At 64.4% G+C, this 15,648-nt stretch carries 13 protein-coding genes and 1 pseudogene; 8 read left to right on the plus strand and 6 right to left on the minus strand.

Annotated features, from left to right (window positions below; translation table 11 throughout):
- The first annotated feature begins 57 nt into the window (after positions 1-57).
- The gene (serB, locus tag AOG28_RS15585; RefSeq protein WP_054557084.1) at positions 58-1,269 is read left to right on the plus strand and encodes a phosphoserine phosphatase SerB; all 1,212 of its coding nucleotides are present in this window, start codon (positions 58-60) and stop codon (positions 1,267-1,269) included.
- A gap of 239 nt (positions 1,270-1,508) precedes the next feature.
- Positions 1,509-1,757, plus strand: a complete 249-nt coding sequence (locus tag AOG28_RS15590) for a TIGR02647 family protein (protein ID WP_043335179.1) — start codon at positions 1,509-1,511, stop codon at positions 1,755-1,757.
- Positions 1,758-1,867: 110 nt separating this feature from the next.
- On the opposite strand, the gene AOG28_RS15595 is transcribed toward AOG28_RS15590, so the two are convergent.
- Positions 1,868-2,227 (minus strand): 5-carboxymethyl-2-hydroxymuconate Delta-isomerase, encoded by a 360-nt coding sequence (locus AOG28_RS15595; RefSeq protein WP_054557085.1) that lies wholly within the window; start codon positions 2,225-2,227, stop codon positions 1,868-1,870.
- 284 nt (positions 2,228-2,511) lie between these two features.
- Positions 2,512-3,585 (minus strand): annotated as a pseudogene (epmB, locus tag AOG28_RS15600) (EF-P beta-lysylation protein EpmB); the annotation flags it as partial.
- Between the two features lie 91 nt (positions 3,586-3,676).
- Here epmB and efp point away from each other — a divergent pair.
- Both efp and epmA read left to right on the plus strand, forming a co-directional pair.
- Complete coding sequence (efp, locus tag AOG28_RS15605) at positions 3,677-4,243, plus strand: elongation factor P (protein ID WP_043335182.1); 567 nt, start codon at positions 3,677-3,679, stop codon at positions 4,241-4,243.
- Positions 4,244-4,481: 238 nt separating this feature from the next.
- Complete coding sequence (gene epmA / locus AOG28_RS15610) at positions 4,482-5,522, plus strand: EF-P lysine aminoacylase EpmA (protein ID WP_054557100.1); 1,041 nt, start codon at positions 4,482-4,484, stop codon at positions 5,520-5,522.
- Positions 5,523-6,009: 487 nt separating this feature from the next.
- On the opposite strand, the gene asd is transcribed toward epmA, so the two are convergent.
- Positions 6,010-6,927: an archaetidylserine decarboxylase gene (gene asd, locus AOG28_RS15615; RefSeq protein ID WP_054557086.1), complete on the minus strand. Its 918-nt coding sequence runs from the start codon at positions 6,925-6,927 to the stop codon at positions 6,010-6,012.
- Between the two features lie 313 nt (positions 6,928-7,240).
- Positions 7,241-8,104 (minus strand): sulfurtransferase, encoded by an 864-nt coding sequence (locus AOG28_RS15620; protein ID WP_054557087.1) that lies wholly within the window; start codon positions 8,102-8,104, stop codon positions 7,241-7,243.
- A 604-nt stretch (positions 8,105-8,708) separates the two neighbouring features.
- Between AOG28_RS15620 and AOG28_RS15625 the strand changes: the two genes are divergently transcribed.
- Positions 8,709-10,043 carry an NCS2 family permease gene (locus AOG28_RS15625; protein WP_082388884.1) on the plus strand — a complete coding sequence of 445 codons (1,335 nt, stop codon included), beginning with the start codon at positions 8,709-8,711 and terminating at the stop codon, positions 10,041-10,043.
- A gap of 147 nt (positions 10,044-10,190) precedes the next feature.
- Here AOG28_RS15625 and rsgA read toward each other — a convergent pair whose 3' ends face one another.
- Entirely contained in the window at positions 10,191-11,201 is a 1,011-nt protein-coding gene (gene rsgA / locus AOG28_RS15630; protein ID WP_043335189.1) for a small ribosomal subunit biogenesis GTPase RsgA, read from the minus strand.
- 183 nt (positions 11,202-11,384) lie between these two features.
- Here rsgA and orn point away from each other — a divergent pair, with 183 nt between their 5' ends.
- Positions 11,385-11,957 carry an oligoribonuclease gene (orn, locus tag AOG28_RS15635; RefSeq protein WP_043335192.1) on the plus strand — a complete coding sequence of 191 codons (573 nt, stop codon included), beginning with the start codon at positions 11,385-11,387 and terminating at the stop codon, positions 11,955-11,957.
- Between the two features lie 25 nt (positions 11,958-11,982).
- Here orn and queG read toward each other — a convergent pair whose 3' ends face one another.
- Positions 11,983-13,053 (minus strand): tRNA epoxyqueuosine(34) reductase QueG, encoded by a 1,071-nt coding sequence (queG, locus tag AOG28_RS15640; protein WP_054557101.1) that lies wholly within the window; start codon positions 13,051-13,053, stop codon positions 11,983-11,985.
- A gap of 307 nt (positions 13,054-13,360) precedes the next feature.
- Between queG and AOG28_RS15645 the strand changes: the two genes are divergently transcribed.
- Positions 13,361-15,166: a bifunctional ADP-dependent NAD(P)H-hydrate dehydratase/NAD(P)H-hydrate epimerase gene (locus AOG28_RS15645; RefSeq protein WP_054557089.1), complete on the plus strand. Its 1,806-nt coding sequence runs from the start codon at positions 13,361-13,363 to the stop codon at positions 15,164-15,166.
- Entirely contained in the window at positions 15,147-15,632 is a 486-nt protein-coding gene (gene tsaE / locus AOG28_RS15650) for a tRNA (adenosine(37)-N6)-threonylcarbamoyltransferase complex ATPase subunit type 1 TsaE (protein WP_043335197.1), read from the plus strand. Before AOG28_RS15645 ends, tsaE begins: the two co-directional genes overlap by 20 nt.
- Positions 15,633-15,648: the final 16 nt, after the last annotated feature.

Consider the following 15,648-nt stretch of genomic DNA (forward strand, 5'->3'; position numbering starts at 1 on the left):
GACGACATGCCCCGTGGGCGACACCTTGATGATTCATTGCTCAGGAATGATTTTCCAATGACACAACGTATCTTGATCCGTGCCACCGGCACGGCTCGTCCAGGACAGCTGGCAGGGCTTGGTCAGGCGCTGGCGCGCAGCGGCGCACGACTGCTGGACATCAATCAGAGCGTGACCTTCGGGCTGGTGTCGCTGGAAGCGCTGGTGGCTCTTGGCGCGGAGTCCGATCTGGAGGCCGCGCTGGCCGCCGCCGGTGAACAGCTGGGGCTGGATGTGCAGGCCGTGCAGGTCGGTGCTGAAGAATATGCGCGCTGGAGCCATCAGGCGGAGCGCCCGCGCTGGATTCTGACGCTGCTGGCGCCGTGTCTGCCGGCCGGCATTCTGGCCGAGGTCGGCGGCCTGACGGCCGAATTCGGCATCACCGTCGAGCTGATGCATCGTCTGTCGGGGCGTGAGCCGCTGGATGGCGAGTCACCGGCCGAAGGCGCCTGTGTCGAGTGCTGGCTGCGCCTGCCGGAGAGTGACACCGATATCAACGCCCTGCGCGAGAAGGCGCTGGCGCTGGGCGCGCTGCACGGTGTCGATATCGCGATCCAGGAAGACGATATCTGGCGTCGTCATCGTCGCCTGATCTGCTTCGACATGGATTCGACGCTGATCCAGACCGAGGTGATCGACGAGCTGGCGCGTCGTCACGGTGTCGGCGAGGAAGTCTCGGAAGTCACCGAGCGGGCCATGCGGGGCGAGCTGGACTTCAAGGAAAGCTTCCGCGAACGCATGAGCAAGCTGGAAGGCCTGGATGAATCGGTGCTGGCCGATATCGCCGCCAATCTGCCGCTGATGGATGGGGTCGAGCGCCTGATGGCCAACCTCAAGGCGCTGGGCTATCGCACCGCGATCCTGTCCGGCGGCTTCACCTACTTCGCGCGTCATCTTCAGCAGCTGCTGGGCTTCGATGAGATCCACGCCAATGAGCTGGTGATCGTCAATGGCAAGGTCACCGGTGAAGTGCGCGAGCCGATCGTCGATGCCGAGCGCAAGGCGCTGCTGCTGCGTGAGATCGCCGAGCGTCATGGCCTGCGCATGGAGCAGACCATCGCCGTCGGTGACGGTGCCAATGACCTCAAGATGCTGGCCGAGGCGGGGCTGGGCATCGCCTTCCGCGCCAAGCCGCTGGTGCGTGAACAGGCGCGTCAGTCGATCTCGACCCTGGGCCTGGATGCCGTGCTCTACCTGATGGGCTATCGCCAGCAGGATCTCGAGCACTGATCCGTGATTCAGCCGCTGAACGCCTGCTCTGAGTGACAAGTCAGTGTGTGAGTGACAACGCCCCCATCGCCGCCGCGATGGGGGCGTTGTCGTCTGGTCATCTGGCCGCAGAATAGTCCCAAAGCAGCAATGCGCTTTCGGGTGTGAGGGCTAGACTGGAGGGGAAGCGCCGACGACTCGTCGCTCGTCAGTTGACGCCATACTGAAACGCCACTCGCCACGCCGTCAGGAGTTTGCCCATGCCGTCACCCTATGACGATGAACTGCACCTGCTGTGCCTGTTTCCGCATGATGCCGCCCTCAAGGGTTTGAAGATTCGCCACGATGCCAGTCCCGACATGGTGGCCGCCGCCGAGCGTCTGCATGCCAAGGGGTTGACCACGCTGCCGGATGGTGGCTATCTGACGTCGGTGGGCCGTGAGGCCGCCGAACACGCCCATCGTCTCAATGACCTGCTTCACGTCCCGATGGCCATGACGGGCACCTGAGTTCGCCCACTGGCATGAATCGCTGATCGCGAGAAGGAAAAACGCCCCGTGGCCTTCGGCCACGGGGCGTTTTCGTCTGCGGCCTCAGGGGTGGAGAGACACCTGTGCGCTCAGGCCTTGTGCTTGCGATAGGTCGCGCGGGTGATCTCGACGATCTCCACGCTGACTTCGCGGGCCGCCTCGCAGTGAGGCTTGAGGGCCTCCATCAGGATATCCGCCAGGCGCGACTTGTTGTCATCGCTGCGGCCTTCCAGCTGGTGGCAGTGCAGATTGACGAAGCCGTGCTTGTGCGCCAGCGGTGCCTGATTGCCGGCCAGACGCCAGTGACGCCAGCTTTCCGCGCGCACCTTGATGTCGGTTTCCTTGAACAGGCCACTTTGCATGGCAGCGGCATGCAGGTCATCCATGATCGCGTCCATGTCGAGGCTGGGGGCCAGACTGTCGGCATAATCAATGACGAGATGAGGCATGTGATGGGCTCCTTGAGCATGGCCACGCCTCTCGGGGCGTGTGCCGATGATGAAATTGGCCAGCGATAGTAGCAAATTTTGCGCAGCACGCCGCCTGTTGTTGCCTCACGCTGCCAGTGCGCCATTCACGCGCTGGCGATGATACCCGTCAGGTTGAGCGAAGATGGCTCGCGCTCGTCGCCCGCAGGGTAAGACGCCGAAGGGCCAGTGGCGGCGTCGACTCCCGGATGTGTCTTGGACATCGTGGGCTTGGACAACGTGGGCTTGGACAGAGGGGGCTTGGATAGAGGTGTCTTGGAGCGTCGGCCGGGCACTTCACGTACCAGGCGCGGCATCAGGAAGCCGGGCAGATGCTCAAGCAGCGCTTCCATCAGGTTGCAGGCCTCTTCATCGCTGACCGCGAAGTGGGCGGCGCCCTGCACGGGGTCGAAGGCATGCAGGTAGTAGGGCAGTACGCCGCACTCGAAGAGGCGCTCGGCGAGGGCCGTCTGCACTTCCACGCTGTCATTGACGCCGCGCAGGATGACGCCCTGGTTGAGCAGGGTGACGCCGGCGCTCTTGAGGCGAGTCATGGCGGCAGCGACGGCGTCGTCCAGCTCGTTGGCATGGTTGGTGTGAATGACCAGCACCTTCTGCAGGCGTGTGGCGCCCAGCCAGCCGAGCAGCTCGTCATTGACGCGGTCCGGAATCACCACCGGCAGGCGCGTGTGGATGCGCAGGCGCTTGAGATGCGGAATCTCGCCCAGCGACTCCACCAGCCACGCCAGGCGCTTGTCGGGCGAGACCAGCGGGTCGCCGCCGGACAGGATCACCTCTTGGATGCGCTCGTCGGCGCGCAGGTAGTCGAGGATATCCTGCCACTGCGCGCGGCTGGGCTGATGGTCGTCATAGGGGAAGTGACGGCGGAAGCAGTAGCGGCAGTTGATCGCGCAGCCACCGCTGGCCATCAGCAGCACCCGGTTGGTGTACTTGTGGATCAGCCCCGGCAGCGGCGTATGCTCGGCCTCTTCCAGCGGATCGGTGACGTAGCCGTCGAGCACATCGGTCTCGGCGTCCAGCGGCAGCACCTGGCGCAATAGCGGGTCGTCGGGGTCATTGGCGCGGATGCGGCTGGCATAGGCCTCGGGCACGCGGATCGCGAACAGTTCATGGCCGTCACGGGCGCCCGGCAGCCATTCGCGCTCCAGCCCCAGGCGCTCCAGCAGAGCCTGTGGAGAGCGGATCACGTCGCGTAGCTGTGCGCGCCAGTCATTCGGGGCAGACGGGGCTTCAGCGGCAGCTAAGAAGGCCTCTGAGGCACGACTTTCGTGGCTGGTGTGCGGGATGGTATGCAAGGATGCAGGGGTTCGGGTTATCATGCGCATCACTTCTAGTCATGATTGCAGCCAATTGACTGCAATCTGGAATTCATGGCGGGCAAGACCCGTTAACGAGTCGAGAGCGAGCAAGATGGCCAACTATTCTACCAACGAATTCAAGTCCGGTCTGAAAGTGATGCTGGACAATGATCCCTGTGCCATCGTCGATAACGAACTGGTCAAGCCGGGCAAGGGCCAGGCCTTCAACCGCGTCAAGCTGCGCAACCTGAAGACCGGTCGTGTATGGGAGCGTACTTTCAAGTCCGGCGAGAGCATCGAAGCCGCCGATGTCATGGAAGTCGACATGGAATACCTCTACACCGACGGTGAGATGTGGCACTTCATGCGTACCGATGGCTCCTTCGAGCAGTACGCTGTCGATGGCAAGGCGCTGGGCGACACGGTCAAGTGGCTGAAAGAGCAGGTCGTCTACACCATCACGCTGTGGAACGACAACGCGATCGCCGTCACCGCGCCGAACTTCATCGAGCTGGAAGTCGTCGAGACGGACCCGGGTCTCAAGGGCGACACCGCCAACGGTGGCTCCAAGCCGGCGACCCTGTCTTCCGGCGCCGTGGTGCGTGTGCCGCTGTTCATCAACCAGGGCGAAGTCCTCAAGGTTGATACCCGCAGCGCCGAGTACGTGTCTCGCGCCTGAGCCCTTTCGCTCACGTCGTGAACACCCTGATGCCTCGCCTCGTGCGGGGCATCATCGTTTGTGCTGCTCCTTCGTGCTCCTCATTCGTGCTGGTCGGTCGTGCAGGGTGATCGTGTCGATCAGCCCTTCCGGTTGGCCAACGCTCCCGCTGATCCCTTCCTCGAGCCTGTCCATGTCTGATGCCGATTCTTCCGCCGTTGCTTCACCTCTCTCAGCCGCTGCCGTGCCAGGCGCTGCCCTGGCAGAGGACTGGGCGCCCACTGCCACGCGCGAGCGGCTCGTCCAGCGCGCGCGTCTGATCAGTGAGGTGCGCACCTTCTTCGCCGAGCGTGAGGTGCTGGAGGTGGAAACGCCGGTGCTGGGGCAGGCCGGGTCGACGGATGTCGGTCTCGCGTCATTGTCACTGACCGCGCAGTTGCCGGGCGAGCGTGAGCGCGTGCCGATGTGGCTGCAGACATCGCCGGAATTTCACATGAAGCGCCTGCTGGCAGCCGGCAGCGGGCCGATCTTCCAGATCGCGCGTGCCTTCCGGGATGGCGAGGTCAGCCGCCGCCACAATCCCGAGTTCTGCATGCTGGAGTGGTATCGCCCCGGCATGAGCCTTGAGGCGCTGATGACGGAGACCTGCGAGCTGATCCGGCGCGTGATGGCGCTCGGGGCACAGTTGACTGGTCAGCCGTCGCTGCTCAATGAGTCACAAGGCGCCCAGGCCAGGCCTGCCATTACGACTTACCGTGCGCTGTTTCGCCGTGTGCTGGCGCTGGACCCCTTCACGGCCTCGCTTGAGGAGCTGCGAGCCGCCTGTGCGCGAGAATGTGAGGTCGCGGCTGACGGCTGGTCGCATGAGACCTGCCTGGATGCGCTGATGAGCCTGGTGATCGAGCCGACTCTTGGCTCAGGGTCACAGGGACAAGCCACCGTGGAGCTGGTCACCGAGTACCCGGCGGCGCAGGCTGCCTTGGCGCGCAAGCATCAGGACAGTGAGGGTGATTGGGTGGCGTCGCGTTTCGAGGCCTATGTGGCGGGCATCGAGCTGGCCAACGGCTATGACGAGCTGACCGATGCCAGTGAGCAGGCGGCGCGCTTTGCCGAAGACAATGCCGCGCGAGTCGCCCAGGGCCTGCCTGAGGTAGCGGCGGACCAGCGCCTGGTGGCGGCCTTGCAGGCGGGAATGCCCGCGGGGAGCGGGGTGGCGCTGGGGCTGGACCGTCTGATCATGCTGGCGCTGGGAGAGCGCGATATCTCGGCGGTGATCGCTTTCCCGGCATCACGTGCTTGAGAGCCGACATGAGAGGCAGCTTTCGATGTGATTTGTGTGAATCCCAGCGTTTATTGCCAACACGCTTGCCGAGCGTGCGTCGACTAGACTGGAGATGTCAGCGTGGAGGGTTGGCGCTTGCCTGCGAAGCCCGCAGACAAGGTGATGGCAGGACCAGGGCAATGGTCGCAGCGGGTCTTCTTTTATCGGGCATGGTGAAAGAAGGCGACAGATGATGGCTCGAACCCTCGGAGCCTTCGAGGCATCATCCGGCAGTCGCGTCGTGAGAGCGTGACGCCCGTCATGGAGGACTCTGATCTGTTTGGGCACTGAAGGTAGTGATCACCCCGATGGCAACGTTCATCGCGGGGCAAGGCAAGAAGGCGAGGAGCGCGGTCAGTCTCCTGTCGTTAAAAAGGGAAGCCAGGGGCTTCCCTTTTTTTATGCGCGGATTTCATGTGCGGGCTTTATGCGCGAGTGTCGCGCTCGCGCTGTGCCAGACCTGACCTTATTTCTCGTCTGTGGTCGGCGAATCCTGCGCCGTCTCTGTCGCATGCTCTTCTGACTCGGTCGGGGCCGGTGCTGTCGCAGACGGGCGCATGCCGAGTGACTGACCCATGCTGACCTTCTGGCCCGGCGTCAGGGCGTCATCGAACTCGACGCTGTCCGGGAAGCACATCACCACGGTGGAGCCGAGCTGGAAACGGCCCATCTCGGCGCCATGTGCCAGCTCGATGAGCTGATCGAAACGGGTCGTCTCGACATCACCGGAAAGCGGCGTGACCTGACCACTCCAGACGGTCTTGATCGCCGCGACGATCATCGCGCCCACCAGCACCATGGCCATCGGGCCGTGCTCGGTCTCGAAGATGCACACCAGTCGCTCGTTGCGCGCGAAGAGGCCCGGCACGTGCTTGGCAGTGGCTTCGTTGACCGAGAACAGGCGTCCCGGGACGTAAGCCATCTCGACCAGACGACCGGCCACCGGCATATGGACGCGATGGTAGTCCTTCGGTGACAGATAGACGGTGGCGAAGCGACCGTTGCGGAAGGGCGCGGCACGCTCTTCACTGCCACCCAGCAGCTGGGTCAGCGAGAACGCCTGACCCTTGGCCTGTACCAGGGTGCCGTGGTCGATGTTGCCGAACTGGGACAGTACGCCATCGGCCGGTGACACCAGGCCTTCACCGATGGGGCGGGCATCCGCCTTCAGGGCGCGGGTGAAGAAGTCATTGAAGCAGGCGTAGGCACGCGGATTCTCCTCGAGCGCCTCGTTCATGTTGACGCCGTAGGCCTTGATGAAGCGCTCGATGAAGGTGTTCTTGACCCACGGATTGGTGCAGGCGGCGACACGGCCGATGAGGCGTGAGATCAGGTGCTGGGGCAGTGGGTACTGGCTCAGGGAAAACAGCTTGGCGCGATCCACGATGGCGATCCTTGCAGGCACTTTCAGGAATGAAAAGCCCGCTCCTCGAGAGGGCGGGCGTTGGCCGGCAACAGCGGCGGCCAGCAGTTGGGCTGCACCTTAGCCCATCGTCAATAACGGCTCAAGCCTGCGAATTGCCGCAGTAGCGGGCCTGGCGACAGTTGCCAGGCCCGCTACTGCGTGTCATCCCGGCATGGCCTGCATTGGCGTGCTGGCGCTCGACAGGCCCGTCTCAGGCTGCCGTCTGGAGCCTTCAGCCTGTTATCAGGAGCCTTCAGCCTGTTATCAGGAGCCTTCAGCCCATTATCAGTCGTCAGCGTTCGATGGGCGTGTCATCACGGTTGCCCCATTCCTTCCAGGAGCCCGGATAGGCGCGCACATCGCTGAAGCCAAGTGCCTGACCCACCAGCCAGGTCAGGCCGGAGCGGTGATGGCTCTGGCAGTGCGTCACGATGTGCTGTTCGGGGTTGAGGCCGCGAGCGCCCAGCTCCGTTACCAGCTCCGCATAGTCGCGGATACGCAGGTTGCGCTCACGGTCCATGGCCTCGGTCCACTCGAAATGCACGGCGCCCGGGATATGGCCGAGGCGGGCGTTCTGGCCCTTCTCGCCGCGATACTCTTCCGCGGAGCGCGCATCCCAGACCACGACGCTTTCCTGCGGGTCCTCGGCCGCCAGTCGATCAAGAATGTCTTCCCGCGTCGCCATCACGCTGGTGTCCATGTAGGCGGCGTGATACTCGCTGGGGCTCCAGTCGCTGGCGGTGTCACTCAGCGGCAGGCCATCGCCTTGCCATGCGTGCAGGCCACCATTGAGGTAGCTGTAGCGGGTATGGCCGAGCAGCGCCAGGGTCCACAGCAGGCGTCCGGCCCAGCCGCCGCCTTCATCGTCATAGGCCACCACATGGCTGTCGCGGGTGATGCCAAGGGCTGACATCACGCGAGACAGCGCCTCGGGGCTCGGCACGCCGGGAATGTCATCGTCATTGCTGCCGACCAGCTGCTTGAAGTCGAGCAGGCGAGCGCCGGGCACATGACGCGCATGGCTCTCGGCTTTCAGCGGCACGTCGACGATCACGATATCAGGATGGTCGAGCATCCCCGCGAGCTGCTGCGGTTCGACGATCAAGGGCAGCAGGTCGGCTTCCGAGGGGGAAGGGTGTGAAGAATCGTGAGACATGGCGTAATCCTTGCTTCTACTAAGAGAGTGATCCTTCCGGCATCATGGCACGTCGGCTGGCACTGTGGTCAAGTCACTGTGGTCAAGAGATGCAATCAAGTGACTGCGGCGAGGCGAAGTGCCACCGCGCCAGATTCCTTGCCATCTTGTCCCCTGAAACGACATGTTTTCAGTATAATGCCGCGCGTCACATTCTGGGGCGAACGTGTGAATGCCCAGTGCGAACGCATAACGGTACAGACGTGGACGACGCGTGTGCCAGCAGGGCACAGTGCGCGCCATGACCTGACCTTCTGGACAGCCTTCTGATCAACTGGCGAGGCCAGCCAGCAGCCAGTAGATCCAGTAGATCTTGTAGCCAGTAGGTCTTGTCGAAAGAAGCGCTTGTTTCAGTGCAGCGGGCCTGAGGCGAATGCCACATTCTGGCCCTCGGGAACCCCCTCTTCGCGGCCCCAGGCAATACACTGTCTAAAGCCAGTGGCGCTGCTGCACTCTTCGAGTACGGTGCGGGCGCTCAATGTGTGTCATTTCGGTGCAGCATGTCGGCGACTCGTCGACGCTGAGCTGCTACTCAATAGCTTCATCCTGAACGGGAGTCATCATCTTGCTCGAGCGCCTATTCTCACTGCGTGCCGAAGGCACCACGACGCGCACGGAAGTGCTGGCGGGCATCGCCACCTTCATGGCGTCGATGTACATCATCGTGGTCAATCCCGGCATCCTGTCAGCCGCCGGCGTGCCATTCAGTGCCGCCCTCACGGCGACCGTGCTGGTCAGCTTCTTCGGCAGCTTGATGATGGGCCTGTACGCGCGCAACCCGATCCTGGTCGCGCCGGGCATGGGCATCAATGCCCTGTTCGCCTACACCATGGTGCTGGGCGGCGGCATGAGCTGGGAGGTCGCGCTGGGCTGCGTGTTCTGGGCCGGCGTCATCTTCGCGGTACTGGCCATGTTCAACGTGCGCCGCCTGGTGATCGATGCGATTCCCGCTCAGCTCCGCTACGCCATCGCCTGTGGTATCGGCCTGTTCATCACCTTGATCGGTCTGGTGAATGCCAAGCTGATCGTCTCAAATCCGGTCACCGTGGTCAGTGTGGCGCCGATGACGCCCTCGCTGGTGGTCTTCCTGCTTGGGCTGGCGCTGACCGCCATCCTGGTCGCGAAGCGCATTCACGGCGCACTGATCATCGGCATCATCGTCACGACCCTGATGGCGACCACCATCGGGCGTCTGTGGGGGGATGGCAGCGCCTACTTCCCGCCGGAGATCGCTCAGCCGACGCTGGTCAACTTCACCGGCATCTTCGCTGCGCCTGATTTCAGCGGCCTGCTGGCGCTGGACCTGCTCGGTTCGCTCAAGGTGGCCTATGCGCCGTTCATCTTCGTCATCCTGTTCACGGTGTTCTTCGATGCGCTCTCGACCTTCATGGCGGTGGCCGAGGCGGGCAATCTGAAGGACGAGAATGGTGACCCGCGCAATATCCGTCGCTCGATGATGGTCGATGCCTTCTCGGCGCTGGTATCTGCGCCACTGGGTACCAGCCCGGCAAATGCCTACATCGAATCGGCGGCCGGTATCAGTCAGGGCGGACGCACCGGGCTGGTCGCGGTGGTGGTGGCGCTCTGCTTCCTGCCGTTCCTGTTCCTGGCACCGTTGCTGTCGCTGGTACCGTCCATCGCGACTGCCCCGGCGCTGATTCTGGTCGGCGTGTTCATGATGGAGCCGATCGGCAAGATCCACTGGCACCAGTTCGATGATGCGATTCCGGCCTTCATCGCCATGGTGATGATTCCGCTGACCTACTCCATCACCCACGGTATCGTGTTCGGCTTCCTGAGTTTCGTGGTCATCAAGCTCGGCGTCGGCAAGGCGCGCGAGATTCGCCCGACCATGTGGGTGCTGTTCGCGCTATCACTGCTGCTGTTGCTGGAAGGCTAGGCTTCGAAAGCGGCAGTGGTGTGTCTCGAGGCTGTGATGTGTCTCGATGATGTGATGTATCTCGAGAGTGTCGAGCATGAAAAAGCCCCGCCAGGCAGTGACTGCCTGGCGGGGCTTTTTGTTGACGGCTTTTTTGATAGCGCCTGATCAGCTCTCGGTCAGCGACAGCAGGATCTTCTTGTAGCTCTCGAAGCGCACGCGGCCGATCTCACCGTTGTCCACGGCCTGCAGCAGGGCGCAGCCCGGCTCCTTCTCGTGCTTGCAGTCGCGGAAGCGGCAATAGCCGAGATAGTCGTGGAACTCGCGGAAGCCGTCGGTGACCTGCTCGGGAGTCAGGTGTACCAGGCCGAATTCACGGATGCCGGGCGAGTCGATCAGGTCACCGCCATCCGGCATGTGATAGAGCCAGGCGGTGGTGGTGGTGTGCATGCCCTGGCGTGATTCGGCCGACAGCGGGCCGACACGAACCTCTTCCCTGGGCAGCAGCATGCCGATCAGGGACGACTTGCCGACGCCACTCTGGCCGACGAAGACCGAGGTGCGGTCGCTGAGCTGGGCCTTGAGGGCGTCAAGCCCCGACTCGCCACGCGTGGTGCAGGCGACGACTTCGTAGCCGAGCGCTTCATAGCGCGCCAGCAGGTCGCGCAGCTCACCGCCACTTTCCGGCAGCAGGTCGACCTTGTTGAGCACCAGCACCGGCGTGATGCCGGTGGCTTCCGCGGCGATCAGATAGCGGTCGATCAGGTTGGGCTGCGGGGCGGGCTCGGCGGCGAACACGATCAGGATCTGGTCGATGTTGGCCGCCACCGGCTTGAGCACGCCACGCATGTCGGGGCGTTCAAGCTCGGTGGTGCGTGCGCCACGCGCGACGACGACGCCGCTGGCATCGCTGGCTTCGCGCCAGATGACCCGGTCACCGGTGACCAGCGTCTCGAGGTTGGCGCGCAGGTGGCAGCGGTGCAGGCTGCCGGATTCGCTCTCGACTTCCAGGCTGCGCCCGTAGTGGGCGATGACACGGCCATGCTGCTCCGGGCCATATTCGCCGGCGTCGAGCTTGTCGCGGTCCTGCGTCTCGCGCTTTTCGGCGCGCTTGGTACGCTCGGCCTGCACCTTCTCGATTCGCCATTGCTGCTGGCGGCTTAGCTTGCGTTTACTCATGCTTGGCTGGTGACTCCGGTCGCCGTTCGTTCGCCAGGGATGGGAGAGTCTTCCCCCCTTTGCGACGCGATTGTACCCTTTGCGCCCTCGGGTGTCGTGCGACGCCCCGGGATGGCGTGTGATACTGCTGTCATCGACTGGCGTCCCGCGCCATTCCATCATCTGCTCAGCAAGGAGTGACCCATGGCAAATCCCACCGCGCAGGCCGACCGCCTCATCTGGATCGACCTGGAAATGACCGGTCTCGACCCGGCGCGTGAGCGCATCATCGAGGTGGCCACGCTGGTCACCGACGGAGATCTCAACCTGATCGCCGAAGGCCCGGTGCTGGCCGTGCATCAGCCGGACAGCCTGCTGGAGGCGATGGATGAGTGGAACACGCGCACCCATGGTGAATCCGGGCTGGTGAAGCGCGTCAAGGAAAGTCAGATAGATACCGCCGAAGCCGAACGCCAGACCATCGAGTTCCTGGCCCGGCACGTGGCGGCAGGCGCCTCGCCGATGTGTGGCAACAGCGTGCATCAGGACCGCCGCTTCCTGCAGCACGAGATGCCGTTGCTGGAAGAATTCTTCCACTACCGCAACATCGATGTCTCGACCCTGAAAGAGCTGGCCAAGCGCTGGAATCCGGCTGCGCTCGACGGCTTCAAGAAGCGTGCGACGCACCAGGCGATGGACGATATCCGTGAGTCACTGGCGGAGCTTGCGCATTACCGCAAGACCTTCCTCAAGCTGACCCAGCAGGGCATCGTCTAAGCATCGTTCCTCTAGGCAACGCCTCTCAAAGCGCGGTGGCCAGGCGGGCGCCGCGCTTGATGGCCTGCTCCTTCAGCGCCCAGCGCACATGCTCGCGCAGTGGCTCGCTGGGGTAGGCCAGGCGGGCGCGCAGCACATGCTCGACCTGCTCCGACCAGGGCGCATTGCCCAGCCCGATGGCGATGTTGGAGAGCCACTTCTCGTAGCCGATGCGTCGAATCGGGCTGCCTTCCGTCTTGCTGAGAAATTCCTGCTCCCCCCAGCAGAACAGGCGGATCAGCTCGATGCGATCCAGATCATGGCGCGGCGAGAAGTCAGTCTCCTGAGTCGCCTTGGCGAAGCGTGTGAAGGGGCAGAACAGCTGACAGTCATCGCAGCCGTAGATGCGGTTGCCCATCGGGCGGCGGAATTCCTCGGGGATGGCGCCATCGAGCTCGATGGTCAGGTATGAGATGCAGCGCCGCGCATCGACGACCTTGTCCTCGACGATGGCATCCGTCGGGCAGGCGACCTTGCAGGCGTTGCAGCTGCCGCAGTGTTCCTTTTCAAAGGGGGCGTCCACCGGCAGGGGCAGGTCGGTGTAGAGTTCGCCCAGGAAGAACAGGCAGCCGGCCTGCTGATTCATCAGCATGGCGTTCTTGCCGAACCAGCCGATGCCGGCCTTCTGTGCCAGGGCGCGCTCCATCACCGGGGCGGAGTCGACGAAGGCGCGATAGCCGAACTTGCCGACTTCCTTCTCGATCTGCTTGGCCAGATTGGCCAGTCGCTTGCGCATCAGCTTGTGGTAATCACGCCCCAGCGCGTAGCGTGACACATAGGCGCGTTCGGGTTGGCTGAGCACCTGAGTGGTCTCGACCTCAGGCGGCAGGTAATCGAGGCGCACGCTGATGACGCGCAGTGTCCCGGGCACCAGCTCCTCAGGACGAGTGCGCTTGGTGCCGTGCTTGGCCATGAAGTTCATCTCGCCGTGATGGCCGTTGGCCAGCCAGCGCTCCAGATAGGCCTCGTGGGCCGAGAGGTCGACATCGGTGATGCCTACCTGCTGAAAACCCAGCTCGCGCCCCCATGTCTTGATGCGCGTCGCCAGTGCCGCCATGGCCTGTTCATCGGCAGCGGGGCTCCCGGTGTCGGCAGGTGAAGCGGCGGCGGTGGAGGAGTGCGGAGCAGACATGGGGGTTCCAGCGAGATCGAGGGCAGAGGCGCGCCACCTTAGCGCAACTTGCCGGTCAGCCCAAGCGTGCTGCCTGACGGCGTGAGCACGGCAGGTAAGGTGCAGTAGAAAGGAAGGCGGCACACCACGCCATGCCTCACGATAGGCAACGCACATCCAGACAGGCAACGAGCGTCTAGACAGGCAACGAACATCCAGTCAGGCAATGGATATCCAGACAAGGAGTGTAGGCATGACAGCGCACGAATCGACCTCTGACCAGACCTGCCCCCCGGCATCTTCGGCGACCATGACGCTGTGGCGCTCGGTCAACTGTCTGTGGCCGTTGGCGGCGCTGCGTGATCTGGAGCATTGGATGCTCGCGGAGGAGACCGTCGCCGCTGACAGTGGCCAGAGCGAGGCGCCGGTGGAGAAGCGCCTGATGGGGCGCGCCGCGCAATCGGCGTTCGATCTGCTGCGTCAGCGTTGGCCGGAGACTCGCAGGCTGTGCGTGCTGTGTGGCGGCGGCAACAATGGCGGCGATGGCTATCTGCTGGCGCGCCTGGCATTGCTGGCGGGCTTCGAGGTGCGGGTCATCGCCTTGACGCCGGAGGATGCCTTGACCGGTGATGCGCAGCTGGCTGCGATCGCGGCGCGCGAGGCTGGTGTCGAGACGCTGGCATGGCCGAAGGCCGATGAGGAGGCGGCGGATGCGCTGCTCAAGGGCTGGTCCTTGCTGGTGGATGCGCTGACCGGCATCGGCCTGCGCGATGCGCCGCGCGGCAGCGTGGTCGAAGCCATCGAGCGCATCAATCACGCTCATCAGCACGGCGTGCATGTCATGGCGCTGGATGTGCCCTCAGGCTTGAACGCCGCGACGGGCGCGGTCGCGGGTGTCGCCGTGGAAGCGGATGTGACGCTGACGTTTCTGGTCGACAAGCCGGGCCTGCACACCGGACGCGCCGAGCTGCACGCCGGGCACGTCAGTCTGGCGCGCCTGGGCGCGGCGCGCGTGTTGCCGGAGGTGGTCGCGCAGTCGCGAACCGCGGCCTTGCTGGCAGAGGACGCCGTGCAGCGGCTGACACCGCGCTGGCTGGAGTCCGAGCTGGTGCCGCGCTCGCCGCTGGCCCACAAGGGCGATACCGGCAGCGCGCTGGTCTTCGGCGGCGGGCCGGGGCTGGGGGGCTCGGTGTTGCTGGCCAGTGAGGCGGCGGCGCGCGCCGGGGCCGGCAAGGTCGCGCTGCTGACGGCGCCCGCGCATATCAGCGCCAGCCTGACGCGCTGCCCTGAGGTCATGGCGCGCGGCCTCAAGAGTGGCCCGGAGGGCAGCAGCCACGATGGCTTCGCCGTGCTGGAATCACAGCTGGCTCAGGCCAGCGTGACGTTGGTCGGCCCGGGCATGGGCACCGAGAGTCTCGAGAGCATGCTGTGGGGCTGGGGCGGCATGTCGCGGGTGCTGGCGGCGGGGCAGCCGCTGGTCGTCGATGCCGATGGCCTGAGCCTGCTGGCCTGGCGCGCGAGCGAAGGCGAGATCATTCGTCGCGACGACTGGGTGCTGACGCCGCATCCCGGTGAGGCCGCGCGTTTGCTCGATTGCAGTGTGGCGGACATCGAACACGACCGGATCGCAGCCGCAAGAGCACTCCAGCAGCGTTTCGGTGGCAGCGTGGTGCTCAAGGGCGCGGGCAGTCTGGTGGCGAGCCCTGCGGGGGTACTCGAGGGGCCGGCGGTGGCGCTCTGCCCCTATGGCAATCCGGGTATGGCCAGTGGCGGCATGGGCGATGTGCTGGGTGGCATCATCGCGGGGCTGGCGGCGCAGGCGCTCAACGGCGGCTTCGATGCACGCCAGCCGCGTTCCTCCCAGGATGAGGCGGCGCAGGCCCGGCGTGTCACGCGCGCCATGGCGCAGGCGGCGCGGCTTGGGGTGCTGGTGCATGCCCTGGCGGCCGACCGGGCGGTACAGGAGCGTGGTGAACGTGGCCTGCTCGCGGGTGATCTGGCATCCTATATGCATTTATTGCTCAATCCACGGGCCCGAGATGCGCATACTTCTGTCTGATGAAAACGCCCAGGTTGCCTTCGGCACTCAATTGGGGAATATCCTTGCCGGCCGCGGGCTGGTGTTCCTGGAGGGCGAGCTGGGGGCGGGCAAGACGACCCTGACCCGCGGCGTGCTGCGCGCCTATGGTCACCAGGGCGCGGTCAAGAGCCCGACCTACACCCTGGTAGAGCCCTACGTGCTGCCACGGGCCGAGGGTGGCGAATGGCACATCAACCACTTCGACCTCTACCGTCTCGCCGACCCTGAAGAGCTCGAGTTCATCGGGGGGCGCGATCTGCTCGCCGCCGACAGCCTGGCGCTGATCGAGTGGCCGAGCTGTGGTCAGGGCTTTCTGCCCACGCCGGATCTGCGCATCACGCTGTTCGTCGCCGACGAAGGACGCGAGGCCGAATTGACTGCCCTGACACCGCGAGGTGAGGGTTGGTTGGCAACACTGGCCGAGCGCCGAACCTCTCAGGCATGATGACGCCGTTCCGCTT

This window comes from Cobetia sp. UCD-24C (assembly GCF_001306765.1).
GTDB classification, from domain to species: Bacteria; Pseudomonadota; Gammaproteobacteria; order Pseudomonadales; family Halomonadaceae; genus Cobetia; species Cobetia amphilecti.